This is a genomic window from Kineococcus haloalkalitolerans (assembly GCF_050871905.1).
GTDB lineage: Bacteria > Actinomycetota > Actinomycetes > Actinomycetales > Kineococcaceae > Kineococcus.
The window spans coordinates 40,617-58,355 of the sequence record NZ_JBJLSH010000013.1 but is presented as its reverse complement, the minus strand read 5'-3'; the positions used below and the strand labels follow the sequence as shown (position 1 = coordinate 58,355).

Here is a 17,739-nt window from a genome sequence, read left to right as displayed (position 1 = left end):
CTGGACAGTAGGTCACGGCGGCAGCCGGCGCGCCAGCCGGACCGCGCCCCGGGCCACCAGGTCGGGGAACACCGTCGGCAGCGCGCGCGCCAGGGCGTCCGCCAGGCGGGCGTCGCGCCCCACCAGCACCCGGGCGCGCCGGCGCTCCACCCCGTCCAGGACGGTGCGCGCCGCCACGTGCGGCGGCAGCCGCAGCAGCCGCTCGAACCGCTCGGTGCCCGCCAGGGCCTGCTCGGCGCTGACGCCGCTGCCCCGGCGCGCCGCGCGGGCGATGCCGGTCGCCACCCCGCCCGGGTGCACCGTCGTCACGCCCACCCCGGCCGGCCGCAGCTCGCCCCGCAGCGCCTCGGCGAAACCCCGGACCCCGAACTTGCCCGCCGCGTAGGACGTCTGACCCGGCGGGGCCACCAGGCCGAACAGGCTGGACAGGAACACCAGGTGCGAGCCGGTGTTGCGCCGCAGGACGGGCAGCAGCGCCGACGTCAGCCGCACCCCCGCGACGAGGTTCACCTCCAGCGACCACAAGAACTCCTCCACGGTCACCTGCTCGAACCGCCCGCTGAGCACCGCGCCGGCGTTGTTGACCAGCAGCGTCGTGCCGGGGTGCTCGCGGGCCACGCGCTGCGCGGTGCGCGTCGTGGCGTCCGGGTCCGCGAGGTCCACGACGTGCCCGGCGACCGCGACGCCCTCGCGGCGCGCCCGGTCGGCGACCGCCGCCAGACCGTCGCCGTCGCGGTCGAGCAGCACGAGCGCGCTGCCGCGGCGGGCCAGCTGCAGGGCCAGCTCGCGCCCGATCCCGTGCGCGGCGCCCGTGACGACGGCCTCAGCGCCCGCGAACCGGAACGCTCGCACGCGCCGGCACCTCCTGCCGCGCGGGGGGACCCAGCACCAGCCCGGCGCCGGCCGGCAGGCGGCGGAAGCGCCACCGCTCGTGCGGGTAGCTCTGCCGCAGGCGCCACGGGTCGCGGGTGCCCTGCCGCGGCAGGCGGTCCGCGGCCCGGTGCACGTACCCGGAGTCCAGGTCCAGCAGGGGCCGCGTCGGCCCGTCCGGCACGGGGCCCGGCGCGACCGTCGCCGCGCCCGAGGCGTCCAGCAGGCCCAGGACCCGCGCGACGTGCCGGGCCACCAGGTCCACCCGCAGCGTCCAGGAGCTGTTCGTGTACCCCAGGACGAACGCGAAGTTCGGCACCCCCGACAGCATCGACCCGCGGTGCACGAGCGCGCGGGCCGGGTCGACCTCGCGGCCGTCCACGCGCAGCGCGGCACCGCCGAACAGCTGCAGCTCCAGGCCGGTCGCGGTCACCACCACGTCGGCGGGCAGCTCGCGGCCCGAGACCGTCCGCACCCCCGTGGGCGTGAAGGAGTCCAGGGCGTCGGTGACGACCGAGGCCGACCCGTCGGACAGGGCGCGGAACAGGTCGCCGTCGGCGCTGACGCACAGGCGCTGGTCCCACGGCGCGTACCGCGGCGTGAAGTGGGTGGCGACGTCGAAACCCGGCGGCAGGCGCCGGCGCACGCCGCGCAGCAGGACCCGGCCGGTCAGGCGCGGCGCGTGCCGCGCGAGGCGGTACGTCAGCCAGTGCGCCGCGATCCGCTGCGCCCGCACGCGCCGGTGCGAGCGCCGCGCCGACCGCGGGTCGCGCGAGGGCAGCGAGGTGATCCACGTCGGGCTGCGCTGCAGCATCGTCACGTGCGCCGCGGTGCGCGCCAGCTGCGGCACGAGCGTCACGGCGGTCGCGCCGCTGCCGACGACCACGACGCGGCGACCCGTCACGTCCAGGTCCTGCGGCCACTCCTGCGGGTGGACGACCGCGCCGGTGAACTCCTCCTCGCCCGCGAACCGGGGCCGGTGCCCGGTGTCGTAGCGGTAGTACCCGGTGCAGCCCAGCAGGAACCGGCAGGTGAACCTCCTGCGGGAACCGGTCACGTCGACGTCGACGTCCCAGCGCCCGCGCGCGCTGGAGAACTCCGCGGACACCACGCGGTGCCCGGTGCGGACCAGGCGGTCCACGCCCGTGCGCCGCGCCACGTCCGCGAGGTAGGTGCGGATCGACGGGCCGTCGGCGAGGACCTGCTCGCCGGGCCACGGCGCGAACGCGTACCCGAACGTCGCCATGTCCGAGTCCGAGCGCACGCCCGGGTAGCGGAACAGGTCCCACGTGCCGCCGACCCGCTCGCGCGCCTCCAGCACCAGCACCGCGTCGCCCGGCCGCTCGCGCGTCAGCGTCACGGCCGCCCCGATGCCGGAGACGCCCGCGCCCACGACGAGGACGTCGACGTGCTCCGGCTGCTCCGCGTCGTCCGCACCGCTGGCGTCCCTCACCGCCCCACCGTCCGGTGCCCGCCCACGGCTGTCAAACGGTCGCCCCCCGTCCCCGCCCTCCCCGCGTCCCACCCCCTCCTCCGCCGTGATCATGCACGGGTGGACGCTCACGCATCCATGATCACTGTGATCTTGCTGGGTTTCCCAGCAAGATCAGGGCGGGGGCGGGGGCGGGGGCGGGGGGGGGGGGGGGGGGGGGGGGGGGGGGGGGGGGGGGGGGGGGGGGGGGGGGGGGGGGGGGGGGGGGCGCCGGCCCCCCCCCCCCCCCCCCCCCCCCCCCCCCCCCCGCCGGGCGGCTGGCGCGCGGGCGCACGTACGCGCGCGCCGGCCAGGTCGCCGACCTGCGCGTGCGCGCCGGGGCGGTGACGGCCCGGGTGCAGGGCAGCCGCCCGCGCCCGTACCTGGTCGAGGTGGGGGTGCGGCGCTGGACGCCCGCGGAGACGGAGGCCGTGGTCGCGGTGGTCGTCGCCAACCCCCTGATGCTGGCGCCGCTGTTCGCCGGGGACGTGCCGCCCGCGCTGGTCGAGCTGCTCGGCGAGGTCGGCGTGGACCTGCTGGCGCGCGGCGCGGAGGTCGCCTACGACTGCAGCTGCCCCGACGACGGGGAGCCGTGCAAGCACGCCGCGGCGGTCGTGTACGCGCTGGCCGAGCGCCTGGACGACGACCCCTCGCAGGTCCTGGCGCTGCGCGGGGCCGACCTGGGGGCGCTGCTGCGCCGGGTGGAGCGGGCGGCGTCGGGCCCGGCGCCGGCGGTGGACGACCTGTCCGCGCGCACCGCGGACTTCTGGACGGGCACCGGGGACTGGCCGGACCTGCCGCTGCCGGACCCCGCACCGGGCCGGACGGTCGCCGACGACCTCGACGAGCTGGTCCTGGGGCCGGGGGCGGCGGGCACCGCGGACGCGCTGCGGCCCTGGTACGCCGCGGTCGTCCGGGCACCGGGGACCCGCCGCCGGGGCGCCCGCTGAGGACCTCGGAGGACCTCCACAGCCCTCAACCCTCACGTCGCGTGAGGGCATTGTGACGGTCCGAGGTCGCCGTGGCGCGCAGGGTCAACGCGCCGGTACCGTCCTCGACCTGTGACCCCCTCTGGCACGTCCGCCCGCGCCGCCGAGCAGCTCGAGCCGGTCCTCCACGACGTCCGGAGGCAGTCACCGGTCACCGCCGAGACCGTCCGCCGGCGGGCCGCCGACCCGGCCGCGCCGGTCCTCGTGGACTTCGACCACACGCTCTTCGCGTCCAACAGCACCGAGATGTTCATCGCCCACTGCCGCCCCTCCCTCGTGGTCGCCCTCATCGACCTGCTGGTGCGGGTGCTCGTGCCGTGGCGGCTGGTGCCGCGCGGCCGGGGCCACCGCGTCGGGGACTGGCTGTGCGTCGCGCTCATCGTCGTGCTGACGCCGTGGAACGTGCACCGCTGGCGCCGGGACGCGCCCGCGCTGTTCGAGCGGCACCGCGCCCGCGCGGTCTGCGCCCTGTTCGCCGGCGTCGACCCCGCGCGGCTGACGATCATCTCCTTCGGCATGACCTTCGTCATCAGGGCGCTGCTGGCCCGCAGCGAGTTCGCGGCCGCCGCGCTCGTCGCCACGCCGGCGCTGCCCCGGCCCTCCTGGTTCGCCGGCGGCAAGACGGCCACCGCGACCGCCGCCGTCGGCGCGGACGGGGTCGCCCGGTCCGTCTTCGTCTCCGACTCCCTGCACGACGAGGACCTGCTGCTCGCCGCCGGCACGGGCCTGCTGGTGACCCCGCAGGGCGCGGCGCTGTCCGCCCGCGAGCGCCTGTACGTCCCGCTGCGCTACACCGCGCGGGTCAAGTACTCGCGCCTGTACACCCTCGACCAGTTCCTGCTCGTGGACGCGGCCGTGGTCGTCCTGGCGATCACCTACGACGTGCCCAGCCTGCTGCGCTTCGCGCTCGTCGTCCCGCTGCTGCTGCTGTCGCTCATGGCGGTCTACGAGATCGGCTACCACGAGAACGACGTGCACGCGGCGAACTTCGAGGAGCGCCCCGTCCTCGACCCGCAGGTCTCGCGCTACCTGGACTACCCGATCCGGACGCAGGCGTGGGTGTGGGCGCTCGGCGCCGCGGCGGCCGCGCTCGGCCTGGCCGTCGCCCTGGGCGAGCTGGCCACCGGCGAGCTGCTGCGGGCCGGCCTGTCGTGGGTGGGGCTGCTGGTCGTGCTGCGCGCGGTGTTCTTCGCCTACAACCGGGTCCGGGTGCACGCGCGGGTCTTCCTCTACCCCGTGCTGCAGGTGCTGAAGTACGGCGCCGTCTTCCTCGTGTTCGTCCCCACCACCGTGGGCGTGGTGCTGGTGCTGAGCCAGGTCATGGCGATGTGGGCGGTGTACGTCGTCTACCGCCTCGGCGGGCGCAAGGAGGACCTGGACCGGGACCTGTTCGGCTCCGTGGCCTTCCTCGTGGCCGCCGGCCTGCTCCTCATGGCCGACCTCGTGCACGGCGGGCTGTCCCACGCGGGCGCCGGCCACGCGTCGGTCGCCGAGACCTCCTTCGCGCTCGCCCTGCTGTGGGCGCTGGCCCGCACGGGCAAGGGGCCGCTGATGCGCCGGCTGCGGGCCCGGCGGGCGCTCGCGGTCTGACCGCGGGCAGCCGCGCACCCACCGGGGCGGGTGCCGCCCTCAGTCCCGTGCGCGCACCGGGAGGAGCTGCAGCGCCTCGCGGCGCACCCGCTGCGCGGTGCGCAGGGACACCGGGTGACCGGCGGCGGCGAGGTGGCCGAGGAGGGCGGCGGCGGTGAGCGACGGGTCCGCGCCCAGCGCGGCCACGGCCACGGCCAGGCGGGCGGCTCGGTGGGCTCGCTGCGCCTGCGCGGTCGGCGGGACCAGCGGCAGCACCGGCTCGTCCGCGGCCGCGGTGGGCACGGACACCCCGGTGGTCGCGGCGGACGGGGGCAGCGCGTCCAGCGGCTCGTCCGGCGCCGCGTCCAGCGGCTCGTCCCGCGGGGCCGCGGGCGGCGCGGGAGCGGGGTCGGCCGCGGAGCCGGGCCCGGGGACGGGGCGCGGGCGGCGCCGCCGCACCACGCCCGGGACCGCCGCGAGCGCGGCGGACAGCCCGACGACCCCGAGGCCGCCGGCGCGCACGACGTCGGAGCCGATGCTCAGACCGGCGACGTCGAGGCCGCGCGCGGCGGTACCCGCGCCGGCGGCTGCGGCGGCGCCCGGCGCGGCGGCGCCCGGCGCGGCGGCGGTCAGCTGCACGGGTTCGCCGTGCTCGTGGTCGCCGACGTCGAGGACGAGCTGCCCCGCGCCGAGCCGGAACGCCACGCCGTCCGGGAACGGCGTCGTCACGGTGCCGTCGGCGGCGGCGAGCCGGGGCAGCAGCCGCACCCGCACGCCGCCCGAGCTGCCCGTGCGCTCCCGCACGCGCGCGACGACGGCCTCCAGCCGCGCGACGTCCAGCGGCACCCGCAGCCGGGCGGTCCCGTCCTCGACGACCGCGGTGCCGTCGAGGACGACGGTGCGGCGCCAGCCGTCGTCGGTGCTGAGCAGCACCTCCACGCCCAGGACGGCGTCCTCGGGCGTGGAGACGTCCACGGTGACGTCGACGCCGGGGGTGAGCGCCGTCCAGACGGGGTCGCCCGTGACGAGCCGCCCGTCGTCGTAGACGAGGGGGTCGGCGGCGGCGGTGTAGCCGACGGTGGCGGTCGGCGCCGCGGCGGTCGGCGCGGCGGACCCGGCCGCGACGTCGCTCGACGTCGCCGCCGCGGACACGGGCAGTCGTGCGCTCACGACGAGCAGCACCGCCCCCGCGACGAGGCCCGCGGTGGCGGCGGCCGACAGCCGCGACGCGCGGTCACCGCCGGAGCCCGCGGGGGTGGGCGGCGCGGACGCGGTGGCCGCGTCCGGCGCGGTGCGGCGGCGGGAGCGCCGGCCGGCGGCGAGCACGAGCAGCACCGCGCCGGCGGCCAGGACGGGCACGACGAGGCGGGCGGGGCCGAGGAACCGTCCCGCACCGGGGACGTGGAACCACAGCTCGCCCACGAGCGCGTCGGCGGGCACGAGGTCCGGGTCGTCCCACGTGTTGCTGTCGCCGCGGAAGCGGAACCCGTCCTCCCCCGCGGCGATGACGCGGTGCAGGACGGTGATGCCGACCGTGGGGCTGCGGTAGGCGACGACGTCGCCGACGGCGTACGACGGTCGCTCGCGCACGACGGCGAGGTCCCCGGTGTGGAACGTCGGCAGCATGCTCGTGCCGGACGTGACGACGTAGCTGGTGCGCCCGCCCAGCAGCGGCGGCGCCAGCAGCGCCCACGCGACGAACGCGACCACGGCCAGGAGGGCGGCGGGCAGGACGCGCCGCCACCGCGGGGCGGGGAGCGCGGGGCGGTCGTCGCGAGCGGCCGCCCCGGCCGCTCGCGACGACCGGGTCATCAGCTGGCCAGCGTGGCGTTCGCGTCGGTGACCAGGACGTTGAGGCTCTCCGCCGCGGTGGTGCTGCTGGAGACGGGGCAGGCCGCCACGCCGGCGGTGACGGTGCAGGTGGTCCAGCCGGCGCCGTTGAACGCCGCGCGGACGACCAGGCCGGTGAAGTCGGTGGGGTTGCTGAACGTCAGCTCGACCGAGTTGATGGTCTTGCCGTCGGAGCTGAGCTTGTACTCCGTCTTGGTCACGGTGCCGCCCGTGATGGTCGACTCGCCGTAGCCGGCGACGGTGGTCGCCGGGACGCCCGAGATGGCGTTCGTCGACGCCCCGCCCAGGGAGAACGCGACGGCGCCGGCCGCGGCGACGCCCGCGAGCAGCAGGTGGCTCTTCATCATGGTGGTGCCTCTCCTCGTGGACCGGGCTCTCCCGCCCGGCCGTCGCGACCCCGTCCGGCGCCGCGTCGGTTCGTTTGCCGAAGTTCTCATCGGCGCGACGAGGAGCCGGGACCAGCGCACGAGGAGCGGACCGCCTGACCGCCCCGGCGTGTCCGCCCGTCCGGAGCAGTCGTGGTCCACGGCGCGTGACGACACGCCGGTCACCGGGGCCGGGGCGGAGGAGGTGCCCGGACGCACGGACGCGGTGGCACGACCGGGTGCACCGGTCGCGCCACCGCGTCGGGTGGTGCGGGTCAGGCCGTGACGGGCACGATGTCCGGCGCCCGCAGGCGCACCGCGTCGGCGCTGGCGTCGTCCGGCTCCTCCTGCGAGGCCCGCTCGGCGGCCACGCGCTGCAGGTAGTGCTGCACCTCGCGCGAGCGCCGGTCGGCGTCCCAGTCCAGGGCGTCGCCCATGAGCTGGGCGACCAGCTCGGCCGACTCGGTGCCCCGGTCGTAGGTCTCGATGGAGATGCGGGTGCGGCGGGCCAGGACGTCGTCCAGGTGGCGGGCGCCCTCGTGCGTGGCGGCGTAGACCACCTCCGCCTTCAGGTAGTCGTCCGCCTTCGGCAGCACCTGGCCCAGCTCCGGGTCGGCGGCCACGAGGTCCAGGACCTCGGTGACGAGCGAGCCGTAGCGGTTGAGCAGGTGCTCGACGTGGTCGACGTGGATGCCGGCGCGCGCCGCGAGCTGGTGCCGCTGGTTCCACAGCGCGTGGTAGCCCTCGGCGCCCACGAGCGGCACGTTCTCCGTCGTGGAGGCCGGCACCTTGCCGTCCAGGCCGTCGACGGCCACGTCCACGGCGTCCTTGGCCATGACCCGGTACGTCGTGTACTTGCCGCCGGCGACGACGACGAGGCCGGGCACCGGGTGGCCGACGACGTGCTCGCGCGACAGCTTGCTCGTGGACTCCGACTCCCCGCTGAGCAGCGGGCGCAGCCCCGCGTAGACGCCCTCGACGTCGGCGCGGGTCAGCGGGGACTTCAGCACCGCGTTGGCGTGCTCCAGGACGTAGTCGATGTCCTTGCTGGTCGCGGCCGGGTGGGCCTTGTCCAGCTCCCAGTCGGTGTCGGTGGTCCCGATGATCCAGTGCCGGCCCCACGGGATGATGAACAGCACGCTCTTCTCGGTGCGCAGGATCATCCCGGTCTTCGACTGGATGCGGTCGCGCGGCACGACGAGGTGGATGCCCTTGGAGGCGCGGACCTTGAACTGCCCGCGCGCGCCGACGAGCTCCTGCGTCTCGTCCGTCCACACGCCCGTGGCGTTGATGACCTGCTTGGCCCGCGCGGTGATCTCCGCGCCGGACTCCAGGTCCACGAGCACCGCGCCGATCACCCGCTCGCCCTCGCGGACGAACTCCTTCACGCGGGTGCGGTTGGCGACGTGCGCGCCGTACACGGCCGCCGTGCGGGCGATCATCATGGTGTGGCGGGCGTCGTCGACCTGCCCGTCGTAGTACTGGATGGCGCCGACCATGGCGTCCTCGCGGATGCCGGGCGCCTCCTTCTGCACGCCGCGGCGCGTCAGGTGGCGGTGCCTCTTGAACCCGGCGTTGTTGCCGGAGCTGAACGCCATCGCGTCGTACAGCGCGATGCCGGACCCGACGTAGGGGCGCTCCGCGAACCGCTTCGTCAGCGGGTACAGGAACGGGATCGGCTTCACCAGGTGCGGGCACAGCGTGTTGCGCAGCAGGCCGCGCTCGCGCAGCGCCTCGTGCACGAGGGCGAAGTCGAGCATCTCCAGGTAGCGCAGGCCGCCGTGCACGAGCTTGGAGGAGCGGCTCGAGGTGCCGCTGGCCCAGTCGCGGGCCTCCACCAGGCCGGTGCGCAGGCCGCGGGTGACCGCGTCGAGCGCGGCGCCGGTCCCGACGACACCTCCCCCGACGACGAGGACGTCCAGCTCCCCGTCCGCCATCGCGCGCAGGGCCTCCTCGCGGGACTGCGGGGACAGTGCCTTGCTCTCCACGTCCTTCTCCCTCTCTCGCCGTGCTCGGCGAGCCCGCCGTGCCCGCGGCGGCGGTGGCCGCCGGCGGTGCCGGGCTCTCCCTCGATGGTGCGCGCCTCGCGCACCGTCCGCGCGCGGGCGTCCCGGTGGGGCGCCCGCGCGCGGTGGTCGTGCGGGGCCGCGTCAGTCGACGTCCACCCAGTCCAGCGTCCGCTGGACGGCCTTCTTCCAGCCCTTGTAGCCGTCGGCGCGCTGCTCGTCGCTCCAGGAGGGCTCCCAGCGCTCGCCCTCGTTCCAGTTCTCGCGCAGCTCGTCGGTGTTCGCCCAGAACCCGACGGCCAGGCCGGCGGCGTAGGCGGCGCCCAGCGCGGTGGTCTCGGCCACGACCGGCTTGGAGACCGGCACGCCCAGGACGTCGGCCTGCAGCTGCATGCACAGCTTGTTGGCCGTGATGCCGCCGTCGACCTTGAGGACCTCCACGTCGACGCCGGAGTCCGCGCTCATCGCCTCGGCGACGTCGCGGCTCTGGTAGCAGATCGACTCCAGCGTCGCGCGGGCGATGTGGGCGTTGGTGTTGTACCGGGACAGGCCGACGATCGCCCCGCGCGCGTCGGAGCGCCAGTACGGCGCGAACAGGCCGGAGAAGGCGGGGACGAAGTAGCAGCCCCCGGAGTCCTCCACCTGCGCGGCCAGCGACTCCGACTGCGAGGCGCCGGAGATGATGCCGAGCTGGTCGCGCAGCCACTGCACGGCCGAGCCCGTCACGGCGATGGAGCCCTCCAGCGCGTACACCGGCGGCTGGTCGTCGAACTGGTAGCAGACCGTCGTCAGCAGCCCCGCCTTGGAGCGCACCAGTTCCGTGCCGGTGTTCAGCAGCATGAAGTTGCCGGTGCCGTAGGTGTTCTTGGCCATGCCGGGGTCGAAGCAGACCTGCCCGACCATGGCGGCCTGCTGGTCGCCGAGGATGCCGGTGAGCTTCACCTCCCCGCCCAGCGGGCCGGTGGCCAGCGTGGTGCCGTACGCCTCGCTGCACGAGGAGGGCTTGATCTCCGGCAGCATCGAGCGCGGGATCCCGAAGATCTCCAGCAGCTCGTCGTCCCAGTCGAGCGTCTCCAGGTCCATCAGCATGGTGCGGCTGGCGTTGGTGACGTCGGTGACGTGGACGCCGCCGCGCGGGCCGCCGGTGAGGTTCCAGATGAGCCAGGAGTCGGTGTTGCCGAAGACCGCGTCGCCGGCCTCGGCGGCCTCGCGCACCCCGTCGACGTTCTCCAGGATCCACTGCACCTTGCCGCCGGAGAAGTACGTGGCCGGCGGCAGGCCCGTCTTCTGCCGGATCTTCTGCCCGCGCTCGTCGCGGTCCAGCGCCGCGGCCAGGCGGTCGGTGCGGGTGTCCTGCCAGACGATCGCGTTGTAGTACGGGCGACCGGTGCGCTTGTTCCACACGACGGCGGTCTCGCGCTGGTTGGTGATGCCGAGGGCCGCCAGGTCGCTGGCCTGCAGGTCGGCCTGGCGCAGGCCGGACTGGACGACGGAGCTGGTGCGCTCCCAGATCTCGATCGGGTCGTGCTCCACCCAGCCGGGCTTGGGCATGATCTGGGTGTGCTCGAGCTGGTACTTGGCGACCTCGTTGCCGCCGTGGTCGAAGACCATGAACCGGCTCGACGTGGTGCCCTGGTCGACGGCACCGACGTACTGGGGGCCGTCGGGGTTGGCGCTGTTGGCCATGGTGGTCCTGCCTCTCCGCTGGGGCTGGTGGTGTGCGCGGCCGGCCGGGGCCGGCCCGGGGTCGGTCAGTCGTCGGTGGGCACGCGGCCGCTGGGCTGGGCCGCCGACTCCAGCGGCGGCAGGTGCCGCTCGACGAGGACCTTGTAGAGCCCGCCGCCCAGAACGCCGCCGATCATCGGGGCGACGACGGGGACCCAGAAGTAGAAGGCGCCCCCCGGCTCCCGCATCGCCGTCTCGTACCCGGTGAGGAAGCTCGCCAGGCGGGGCCCGAAGTCGCGGGCCGGGTTGATGGCGTACCCGGCGTTGCTGCCCCAGGCCATGCCGATGCCGACCACGATGAGGCCGATGATGAACGGGGCCAGGTTGGCGCCCGGGGCCGTCGCGCGGACCTCGGTCACGGCGAAGATGAGGAACACGAGGATCGCCGTGCCGACGACCTGGTCGAGGAACGCGGTGCCGACGGTGACGCCCTCGCCGGGCAGCGTGGAGAAGATGCCCTGCGTGTCGAAGGTCGTGCCGGGGTCGACGGTGGCGATGGCGTCCGCGTACACCCAGCGGATCAGCAGGGCGGCCGCGAAGGCGCCGAGGAACTGCGCGACCACGTACGGCGCGAACTTCCGGGCGGGGAAGCCCTTGAAGACGGTCAGCGCCAGGGTGACGGCCGGGTTCAGGTGGGCGCCGCTCGTGCGGCCGGCGACGTAGACGCCGAAGGTCACGCCGAGGCCCCACGCCCAGTGGATCGACTGGTCGTTCCCGACGCCGCCGGCGACGACCTGGGCGACGACACCGACGCCGAAGAGGATGAGGACGCCGGTGCCGGCGAACTCGGCGAGCATCTCGCCCGCCAGCGAGGTCACCGGCGCCGGGCGCGGCGGTGACGAGGCCGAGGAGGACGTGCGTTCTGCCATGAGGAACTCCCCGTTGAGTCGGTCTCCCGCGGCGGTCCGCCGCGTGGGCTGGACGCTAGGTCCGGCCCCGGGGGCCGTCAACGACGCGCGTTCGACCATGCCGAACGATCCGTGCGCGGCGGGCCCGGGCGCAGGACCGGGGAGCGGGCCGGTGGCTCAAGCCGCGCGCCGTCCGTGCCGACACCCCGGGGATGACCCCGCCGACGACCCTGCTCAGCCCCGCCGCACCGCCGACCGCCCCCACCACCGGACCCACCGCGCCGGCGGCGCACCGCGTGCTGCGCGAGGAGCTGCTGCGCGCCGTCGACGCCGACGCGCGCTGGGGCACGGCCACGGGGGTGCTGCTGCTGGCCGTCGACGGGACCGCCGCCGACGACGACTGCACGGTGGCCGTCGCGCAGCGCCTGCGCACCGCGGTCCGCTCGCGCGACCGCTGGCTGAGCCTCGGCGAGCGCTCGCACGCCCTCGTCCTCGTCGACCTCCCGCCGGCGCTGGCCGAGGCGTCCGTGGACCGGGCCGCCGACGCGCTGCTGCACGCGCTGGAGTCCGCCGAGCGCACCACCCCGCGGTGCACGGGCCTGCGGGTCAGCGTCGGCGCCGGCCTGGCCACCGGCGGCACCTGCGACGCCGACGACCTGCTCGACCTGGCGCTGGACGCCCTGGCCGCCGCCCGCGCCGCCGGTGGGCACTGCGCGCGGCTGCGCACCGCCTGACAGTCCCCCGCGAGCGCCCGCCGGCGCCCGCCGGTGCCGTTCGCCGGGCGCACCACCCGCCCGTCGCGCCGGGCCGGTGACCTGGCAGGCTCGGGCACGGGTGCGCCGGCGCACCCGTGGACCTCGACGCGGACCGGGTGGAGATGAAGGACTACCTCGGCGTGCTGCGCAACCCCCGCGCGGCACGACCGTTCGCCGCTGCCGTCGTGGCGCGGCTGCCCGTCTCGATGGCCCCCCTGGGGCTCGTGCTCCTCGTGCGGGGCCTGCGCGACGACTGGACCCTGGCGGGGATCGTCGCCGGCGCCTTCGCCGTCGGCGTCGCCGTCGGCTCGCCGTTCTGGGGCCGCGGCCTGGACCGCTACGGCCAGCCGCGCGTCATCGCCGCCACCTCCTGCGCCAGCGCCGCGTTCCTGCTGGCCCTGACGCTGGCCACCGCCGGCCCCGTCCCCGGACCCGCGCTCGTCGTGCTCGCCGCCCTGGTGGGCGGCACGTTCCCGCCGGTCAGCCCGGCCATGCGCGCGGCCTGGCGGGTCGTGCTGCCCGACGTGCGCCAGCAGCGGCTCGGGTACGCGCTGGACGCCGTGGCCGTGGAGACCCTGTTCGTCGGCGGCCCGCTGCTGCTGACGCTGCTGCTGGCCGTCACCTCGCCGCTGGTGCCGATGCTGGCCACCTGCGCCTTCCTCGCCGGTGGCGGGCTGCTGTACGCGCGCACGGAGGCCGCCCGCAGCCTCGGCCCCGGCGCCGTCCCGCCGCCGACCCCCGAGCCCGGGCCGGCGGGCGACGCTGCCGCGGCACCCGGCCCGCCCGCCACGGCCCCGCCCGTGCCGGCGCCCGTCCCCGCACCTCGCGGGCGCGGCCGGCCCACCCGCCCCCGGGAGGCGCCCGTGGCGCTGACCGCCGGCGTGCCCGCGGCGCTGCTCGTCCTGGCCGCCATGAGCGTCGGCTTCGGGCTGCTGGACGTGTCGCTGGCCGGCCTGGCGGAGGTCGTGCTCGGCTCCCCCGACAAGCTCGGCTTCATGTTCGCCGCCATCGCCGGCGGCAGCGCCCTCGGCGGGCTGCTGTACGGCGCGCGGCAGTGGCGCTCCGAGGAGCGCGTGCGGCTGCCCGTCATCCTCGGCGGCTTCGGCTCGGGCACGGCCGTCCTGGCCGTCGTCGCCTGGCGCCCCGACCCCTCGATGCTCGTGCTGGTGCCCGTGCTCTTCTGCGCCGGGCTGTTCATCTCGCCCAACCTCATCGTCCTGCAGAGCCTCGTCGACCACCTCGCTCCCCGGCACCGCCTCGGGGAGGCGCAGGCGTGGCTGTCGACGTCGGTGACCGCGGGCGGCGCCGTCGGCAACGCGCTGGCCGGGCGGCTCATCGACACCACCGGACCGCAGCTGTCGCTGGCCGTGGCGGCCGCGGCCGTCCTGCTCGGCGCCGCGCTGGCCCTGCTGGCCCAGCCGCGGTGGCGGACCCTGCTGCGCCCGGCGCCCGGCGCCGCCGTGCGGCTGTCCTAGGGTCTGCGCCCATGACCGCCACGCCCGTCCCCGCCCGCCCCACCGCGCTCGTCACGGGCGCGACCGCGGGGCTCGGCGCGGGCTTCGCCCGGGCGCTCGCCGCGCGCGGGCACGACCTGGTGCTCGTGGCCCGCGACGCCGAGCGCCTGGAGAGCACCGCCGAGCAGCTGCGCACCCGGTACGGGGCCGGCGTCGAGGTGCTGCGCGCCGACCTCGCCGACCGCGAGCAGCTGCGGGCCGTGGCCGACCGGGTCGCCGACCCCGCCCGCCCCGTCGACGTCCTCGTCAACAACGCCGGCTTCGGCCTCAAGCAGCGCTTCGTCGACGGCGTCGCCGCCGACCACGAGCGGATGTTCGACGTCCTGTGCCGGGCGGTCATGGTCCTCTCGCGCGCCGCGACCGGGGCGATGGTGCCGCGCGGGCGCGGGCACGTCCTCAACGTCGGCTCGGTGGCCGGCCTGGTGCCCGGCGGGGGGCACTACTCGGCCGCCAAGGCGTACGTCATCGTGCTGACCGAGACCCTCGCCGGGGAGCTGCGCGGGACCGGCGTCAGCGCCACCGTCGTCGAGCCCGGCTACGTGCGCACCGAGTTCCACACCCGCTCGGGCATGCGCCGCGGCGGGCGCTCCGGCCTGACCGACCGGGTGTGGCTGGACGTGGACGACGTCGTGGACGCGGCGCTGGACGACCTGTTCGCCGGGCGCGCCGTCAGCGTGCCGACCAGGCGCTGGAAAGCCGTCTCGGCGCTGCTGGACGTCGCCCCCCGCGGCCTGGTCAGCAGGGTGTGGAACGCCGCCCCCTCCGGCGCGCGGCGGCGGCACCCCGAGCGGCCGGCCGGGCAGCCCGAGGGCTGAGATCCACATCACTCCCGCCCTCGGTGAACGCAAGGTCGCGATCCATCACTTCTAGTAACCTGCAGAGGTGGATCGGGGGACCTCGGCCGACGTCCGCGAGTCGGGGGGCGGACGCGCTGGCACGTACCCGCACGGGCAGCGGTGCCCCGACGGCGCCGACCGGGCCGAGGCGCTGCGCCTGGCCGCCGTCCGCGACTGGGTCGACCTGACGCGGCCACCGCCGCTGGAGCTGCAGGCCGTCGTCCGCCTCGCCCGCCGGGTCACCGGCGCCCCGCACGCCGTCGTCAACGTCATCGACGAGCACCTGCAGCGCCAGCTCGCCGCCGACGGCTGCGAGCGCGGCGAGTGCGCCCGCGAGGACTCCATGTGCCACTACGCGCTGCGCGCCGGCGGGCTCGTGCACGCCCCCGACGCCCGCCGCGACGTCCGCTTCGCCGCCAACCCCTGGGTCGACGGGCGCCTGGGCGCCGTGCGCTCCTACACCTCCGCGCCGCTGGTCACCCCCGAGGGGCTGTCCCTGGGCACGCTGTGCGTCTTCGGCGAGGAACCGCGCGAGCTGAGCGCGCAGCAGCGCGCCGACCTGGCCGACCTCGCCCACCTCGTCGTCGGGGTCTTCGCCCGCGAGCGCGCCGCGCGCCTGGAGGCCGAGAGCGCCGCCGCGCTGCGCCTGGCGCAGCAGACCGCCGGGACCGCCCGCGCCCTGCAGACCGCGCTGCTGCCCCGCCGGCTGCCCTCCACCCGGGCCGTCACCCTCACCAGCCGGTACCTGCCCGGCACCGACGGCGTCGACGTGGGCGGGGACTTCTACGACGCCGTGCGCACCGACGACGCCCTCGTCCTCGTCATGGGCGACGTCCAGGGCCACAGCACCGCGGCCGCCGCCGCCATGGGGCAGGTGCGCACCGCCGTGCACGCCTACGTCAACGAGGGCCACGACCCCTCCACCGTCCTGGAGCGCACCAACCGGCTCGTGCAGGACCTCGAGGGCGACCTGTTCGCCACCTGCTGCCTCGTGCGCCTGGACGAGCGCACCGGCGAGGTCGTCGTCGCCAGCGCCGGGCACCCCCCGCCGCTGCGCTTCACCCCCGGGCACGTCGAGGAGCTCGACGTCGAGCCGGGCCCCCCGCTGGGCGTGCAGGAGGAGACCGTCTACACCGAGGCCCGGCACCGGCTGCCCGGCGCCGCCCGCCTGCTGCTGTACACCGACGGCATCGCCGAGTGGGCCCGCGGCGGGCCCCTCGACGGGTGGGACACCGTCGCCACCACCCTCGGCGCGCACGCCGACGAGGACGCCGGCGCGCTCGCCGACCGCCTCCTGGCGCCCGTCGCCCACGTCCGCGCCGACGACGCCGCGCTGCTCCTCGTCGACTACACCGGCCCCGCCTCCGGCGCCCTGGAGGCGCGGCTGCTGCTGCCGGCCGACCCGCGCGCCGTCGCCGTCGCCCGCGACTACCTGCGCGCCACCCTGGACCGCTGGGACCTCGCCGAGACCGCCGACGCCGCCGAGCTCGTCGTCTCCGAGCTGGTCACCAACGCCGTGGTGCACGTCGGCTCTGGCGCCGCCCTCACGCTGCGCCACGACGCCGGACTGGCCCGCCTGTCGGTGGGCGTCGACGACACCTCCACCAGCCACCCCCGCCCGCGCGACGGCGGCGAGGACGCGCTCGGCGGGCGCGGGATGCACATCGTGGACGTCGTCGCCGACCGGTGGTGGGTCGCGCCGCACGGCGACGGCAAGACCGTGTGGGCGGACCTGCTGACGGCGTGAGCCCACCCGCGGGCCCCCGCCGGATCTCCGCGCCGAGCCGGTGCGGGGCTCGTGTCGGGACGGCGCAGCAGGACGGGCGCACCGGACCGTCCCGCCCGAGGAGGAGCCCGATGAGCGGCCACCCGCGCCTGGTCGACACCGTCCTGGACGCCACCGACGCCCGCGAGCTGGTGGAGTTCCACCGCCGGCTGCTCGGCCTGGTCCACCGCCCCGGCGACGCGCCGCCCGGGTCCGGCCCGGACGGCGGCCCCGACGGACCCGACCGGCCCGACCGGCCCGACCGGCCCGACCGGCTGGTGCTGCTCACCCCCGAGGGGCAGCGGATCCTCGCGTTCCAGCGCGTGGCGACGCTGCACCGCACCACCTGGCCGTCGCCGGACGTGCCGATGCACATGCACCTGTGCTTCCAGGTCGACGACCCCGCCGACCTCGACCACCAGCGCCGGCGCGCCGAGGAGCTGGGCGCGCGGCTGCTGCTGCACCGCACGGACGAGCCCGAGGAGCCCCTGTACGTCATGGCCGACCCCGCCGGGCACCCCTTCTGCCTCTACACCCACCCGGACGGGGAGCCCGCCGCCGGGTGAGCGGGCGGCCCCGGGCGCCGCGACGGGCCCAACGCACCGCCCGCGACGTGCCCGGCGAGCAGCTTGGCGACGTGCACGGGCGCGAACCACGGCGCGCTGGGCGAGCCGCCCAGCGCCCGGTCCAGCACGACGCCGCCGGCCGTGGCGAGCAGCCCCGCCGCCCGGCGCGCCCGGACCGGCGCGGCCTCCACGACCGCCGCCGCCAGGAGCACGTAGGCGTGCTCGGCGCAGGCGCGGCGCCAGCGCGGCCGCCCGTCGCGGCGCTCGTCCAGCAGCGCCACGACGAACGGGTGCAGGTGCAGGGCGCAGAACAGCAGCCGCCGGCCCGGCCCGTGCCCCGGGCGGTGGTACCAGCGCACCGCCGACGGGGTGTTGTTGCACCACACCCCGCCCCACAGGTCCAGCGCCAGCAGGCGCAGCACCACGTCGTCCAGCCGGCCGGTCCCGGAGGAGCCGGCCGGGACGGCGCGCGGTGCGGCCAGCCGGGGCGCCAGGAGCGCCCCGGCCAGGCCGGCGGTCAGGGTGCCGGTGTTCTCCCGCGCCGAGGCGCCCGGGCCGACGACGTCGTCCCAGGCGGCCCGCAGGCGTCCGCGCGCGCTCACCGGGGAC

15 protein-coding genes are annotated in these 17,739 nt (G+C 76.8%); 7 read left to right on the top strand and 8 right to left on the bottom strand.

All coding sequences use genetic code 11. From position 1 onward, the window contains the following. Positions 1-12: 12 nt before the first annotated feature. Entirely contained in the window at positions 13-852 is an 840-nt protein-coding gene (locus tag ACRYMY_RS07405) for an SDR family NAD(P)-dependent oxidoreductase (RefSeq protein WP_432546620.1), read from the bottom strand. Beyond that, entirely contained in the window at positions 824-2,323 is a 1,500-nt protein-coding gene (locus tag ACRYMY_RS07400) for a flavin-containing monooxygenase (RefSeq protein WP_432546619.1), read from the bottom strand. Before ACRYMY_RS07400 ends, ACRYMY_RS07405 begins: the two co-directional genes overlap by 29 nt. A 347-nt stretch (positions 2,324-2,670) precedes the next feature. Here ACRYMY_RS07400 and ACRYMY_RS07395 point away from each other — a divergent pair, with 347 nt between their 5' ends. Then, on the top strand, positions 2,671-3,291 hold the full coding sequence (locus ACRYMY_RS07395; protein WP_432546618.1) for an SWIM zinc finger family protein: 621 nt from the start codon (positions 2,671-2,673) through the stop codon (positions 3,289-3,291). Between the two features lie 111 nt (positions 3,292-3,402). After that, positions 3,403-4,920 (top strand): hypothetical protein, encoded by a 1,518-nt coding sequence (locus tag ACRYMY_RS07390; protein ID WP_432546617.1) that lies wholly within the window; start codon positions 3,403-3,405, stop codon positions 4,918-4,920. A 39-nt stretch (positions 4,921-4,959) separates the two neighbouring features. On the opposite strand, the gene ACRYMY_RS07385 is transcribed toward ACRYMY_RS07390, so the two are convergent. The 5 genes from ACRYMY_RS07385 to ACRYMY_RS07365 all read right to left on the bottom strand — a co-directional run bounded on the left by ACRYMY_RS07385 (position 4,960) and on the right by ACRYMY_RS07365 (position 11,715). Beyond that, complete coding sequence (locus tag ACRYMY_RS07385; RefSeq protein ID WP_432546616.1) at positions 4,960-6,711, bottom strand: signal peptidase I; 1,752 nt, start codon at positions 6,709-6,711, stop codon at positions 4,960-4,962. After that, on the bottom strand, positions 6,711-7,097 hold the full coding sequence (locus ACRYMY_RS07380) for a hypothetical protein (protein WP_432546615.1): 387 nt from the start codon (positions 7,095-7,097) through the stop codon (positions 6,711-6,713). The genes ACRYMY_RS07385 and ACRYMY_RS07380 overlap by 1 nt, the downstream gene beginning before the upstream one ends. Before the next feature lie 293 nt (positions 7,098-7,390). Continuing rightward, on the bottom strand, positions 7,391-9,103 hold the full coding sequence (locus tag ACRYMY_RS07375) for a glycerol-3-phosphate dehydrogenase/oxidase (protein WP_432546614.1): 1,713 nt from the start codon (positions 9,101-9,103) through the stop codon (positions 7,391-7,393). Between the two features lie 162 nt (positions 9,104-9,265). Next, positions 9,266-10,807: a glycerol kinase GlpK gene (gene glpK / locus ACRYMY_RS07370; RefSeq protein WP_432546613.1), complete on the bottom strand. Its 1,542-nt coding sequence runs from the start codon at positions 10,805-10,807 to the stop codon at positions 9,266-9,268. Positions 10,808-10,872: 65 nt separating this feature from the next. Next, on the bottom strand, positions 10,873-11,715 hold the full coding sequence (locus ACRYMY_RS07365) for an MIP/aquaporin family protein (protein ID WP_432546612.1): 843 nt from the start codon (positions 11,713-11,715) through the stop codon (positions 10,873-10,875). Positions 11,716-11,906: 191 nt separating this feature from the next. On the opposite strand from ACRYMY_RS07365, the gene ACRYMY_RS07360 reads away from it, so the two are divergent. The 5 genes from ACRYMY_RS07360 (at position 11,907) to ACRYMY_RS07340 (ending at position 17,130) form a co-directional block, all read left to right on the top strand. Then, complete coding sequence (locus ACRYMY_RS07360) at positions 11,907-12,428, top strand: hypothetical protein (RefSeq protein WP_432546611.1); 522 nt, start codon at positions 11,907-11,909, stop codon at positions 12,426-12,428. Positions 12,429-12,544: 116 nt separating this feature from the next. Beyond that, positions 12,545-13,924: an MFS transporter gene (locus ACRYMY_RS07355; RefSeq protein WP_432546610.1), complete on the top strand. Its 1,380-nt coding sequence runs from the start codon at positions 12,545-12,547 to the stop codon at positions 13,922-13,924. A gap of 11 nt (positions 13,925-13,935) precedes the next feature. Further along, a complete protein-coding gene (locus tag ACRYMY_RS07350; protein WP_432546609.1) occupies positions 13,936-14,778 on the top strand; it encodes an SDR family NAD(P)-dependent oxidoreductase in 843 nt (280 codons plus the stop codon). A 67-nt stretch (positions 14,779-14,845) separates the two neighbouring features. Next, entirely contained in the window at positions 14,846-16,546 is a 1,701-nt protein-coding gene (locus ACRYMY_RS07345) for an ATP-binding SpoIIE family protein phosphatase (RefSeq protein WP_432546608.1), read from the top strand. Positions 16,547-16,656: 110 nt separating this feature from the next. Further along, on the top strand, positions 16,657-17,130 hold the full coding sequence (locus tag ACRYMY_RS07340) for a VOC family protein (protein WP_432546607.1): 474 nt from the start codon (positions 16,657-16,659) through the stop codon (positions 17,128-17,130). Here ACRYMY_RS07340 and ACRYMY_RS07335 read toward each other — a convergent pair. Then, the gene (locus ACRYMY_RS07335) at positions 17,094-17,732 is read right to left on the bottom strand and encodes a hypothetical protein (protein ID WP_432546606.1); all 639 of its coding nucleotides are present in this window, start codon (positions 17,730-17,732) and stop codon (positions 17,094-17,096) included. The genes ACRYMY_RS07340 and ACRYMY_RS07335 overlap by 37 nt on opposite strands. Positions 17,733-17,739 lie beyond the last annotated feature (7 nt).

Bases quoted from the DNA above. Each gene is read 5' to 3' on its own strand.
- ACRYMY_RS07385 (WP_432546616.1), bottom strand. From the start codon at position 6,711: ATGACCCGGTCGTCGCGAGCGGCCGGGGCGGCCGCTCGCGACGACCGC.
- ACRYMY_RS07380 (WP_432546615.1), bottom strand. From the start codon at position 7,097: ATGATGAAGAGCCACCTGCTGCTCGCGGGCGTCGCCGCGGCCGGCGCC.
- glpK (WP_432546613.1), bottom strand. From the start codon at position 10,807: ATGGCCAACAGCGCCAACCCCGACGGCCCCCAGTACGTCGGTGCCGTC.
- ACRYMY_RS07365 (WP_432546612.1), bottom strand. From the start codon at position 11,715: ATGGCAGAACGCACGTCCTCCTCGGCCTCGTCACCGCCGCGCCCGGCG.
- ACRYMY_RS07360 (WP_432546611.1), top strand. From the start codon at position 11,907: ATGACCCCGCCGACGACCCTGCTCAGCCCCGCCGCACCGCCGACCGCC.
- ACRYMY_RS07350 (WP_432546609.1), top strand. From the start codon at position 13,936: ATGACCGCCACGCCCGTCCCCGCCCGCCCCACCGCGCTCGTCACGGGC.
- ACRYMY_RS07340 (WP_432546607.1), top strand. From the start codon at position 16,657: ATGAGCGGCCACCCGCGCCTGGTCGACACCGTCCTGGACGCCACCGAC.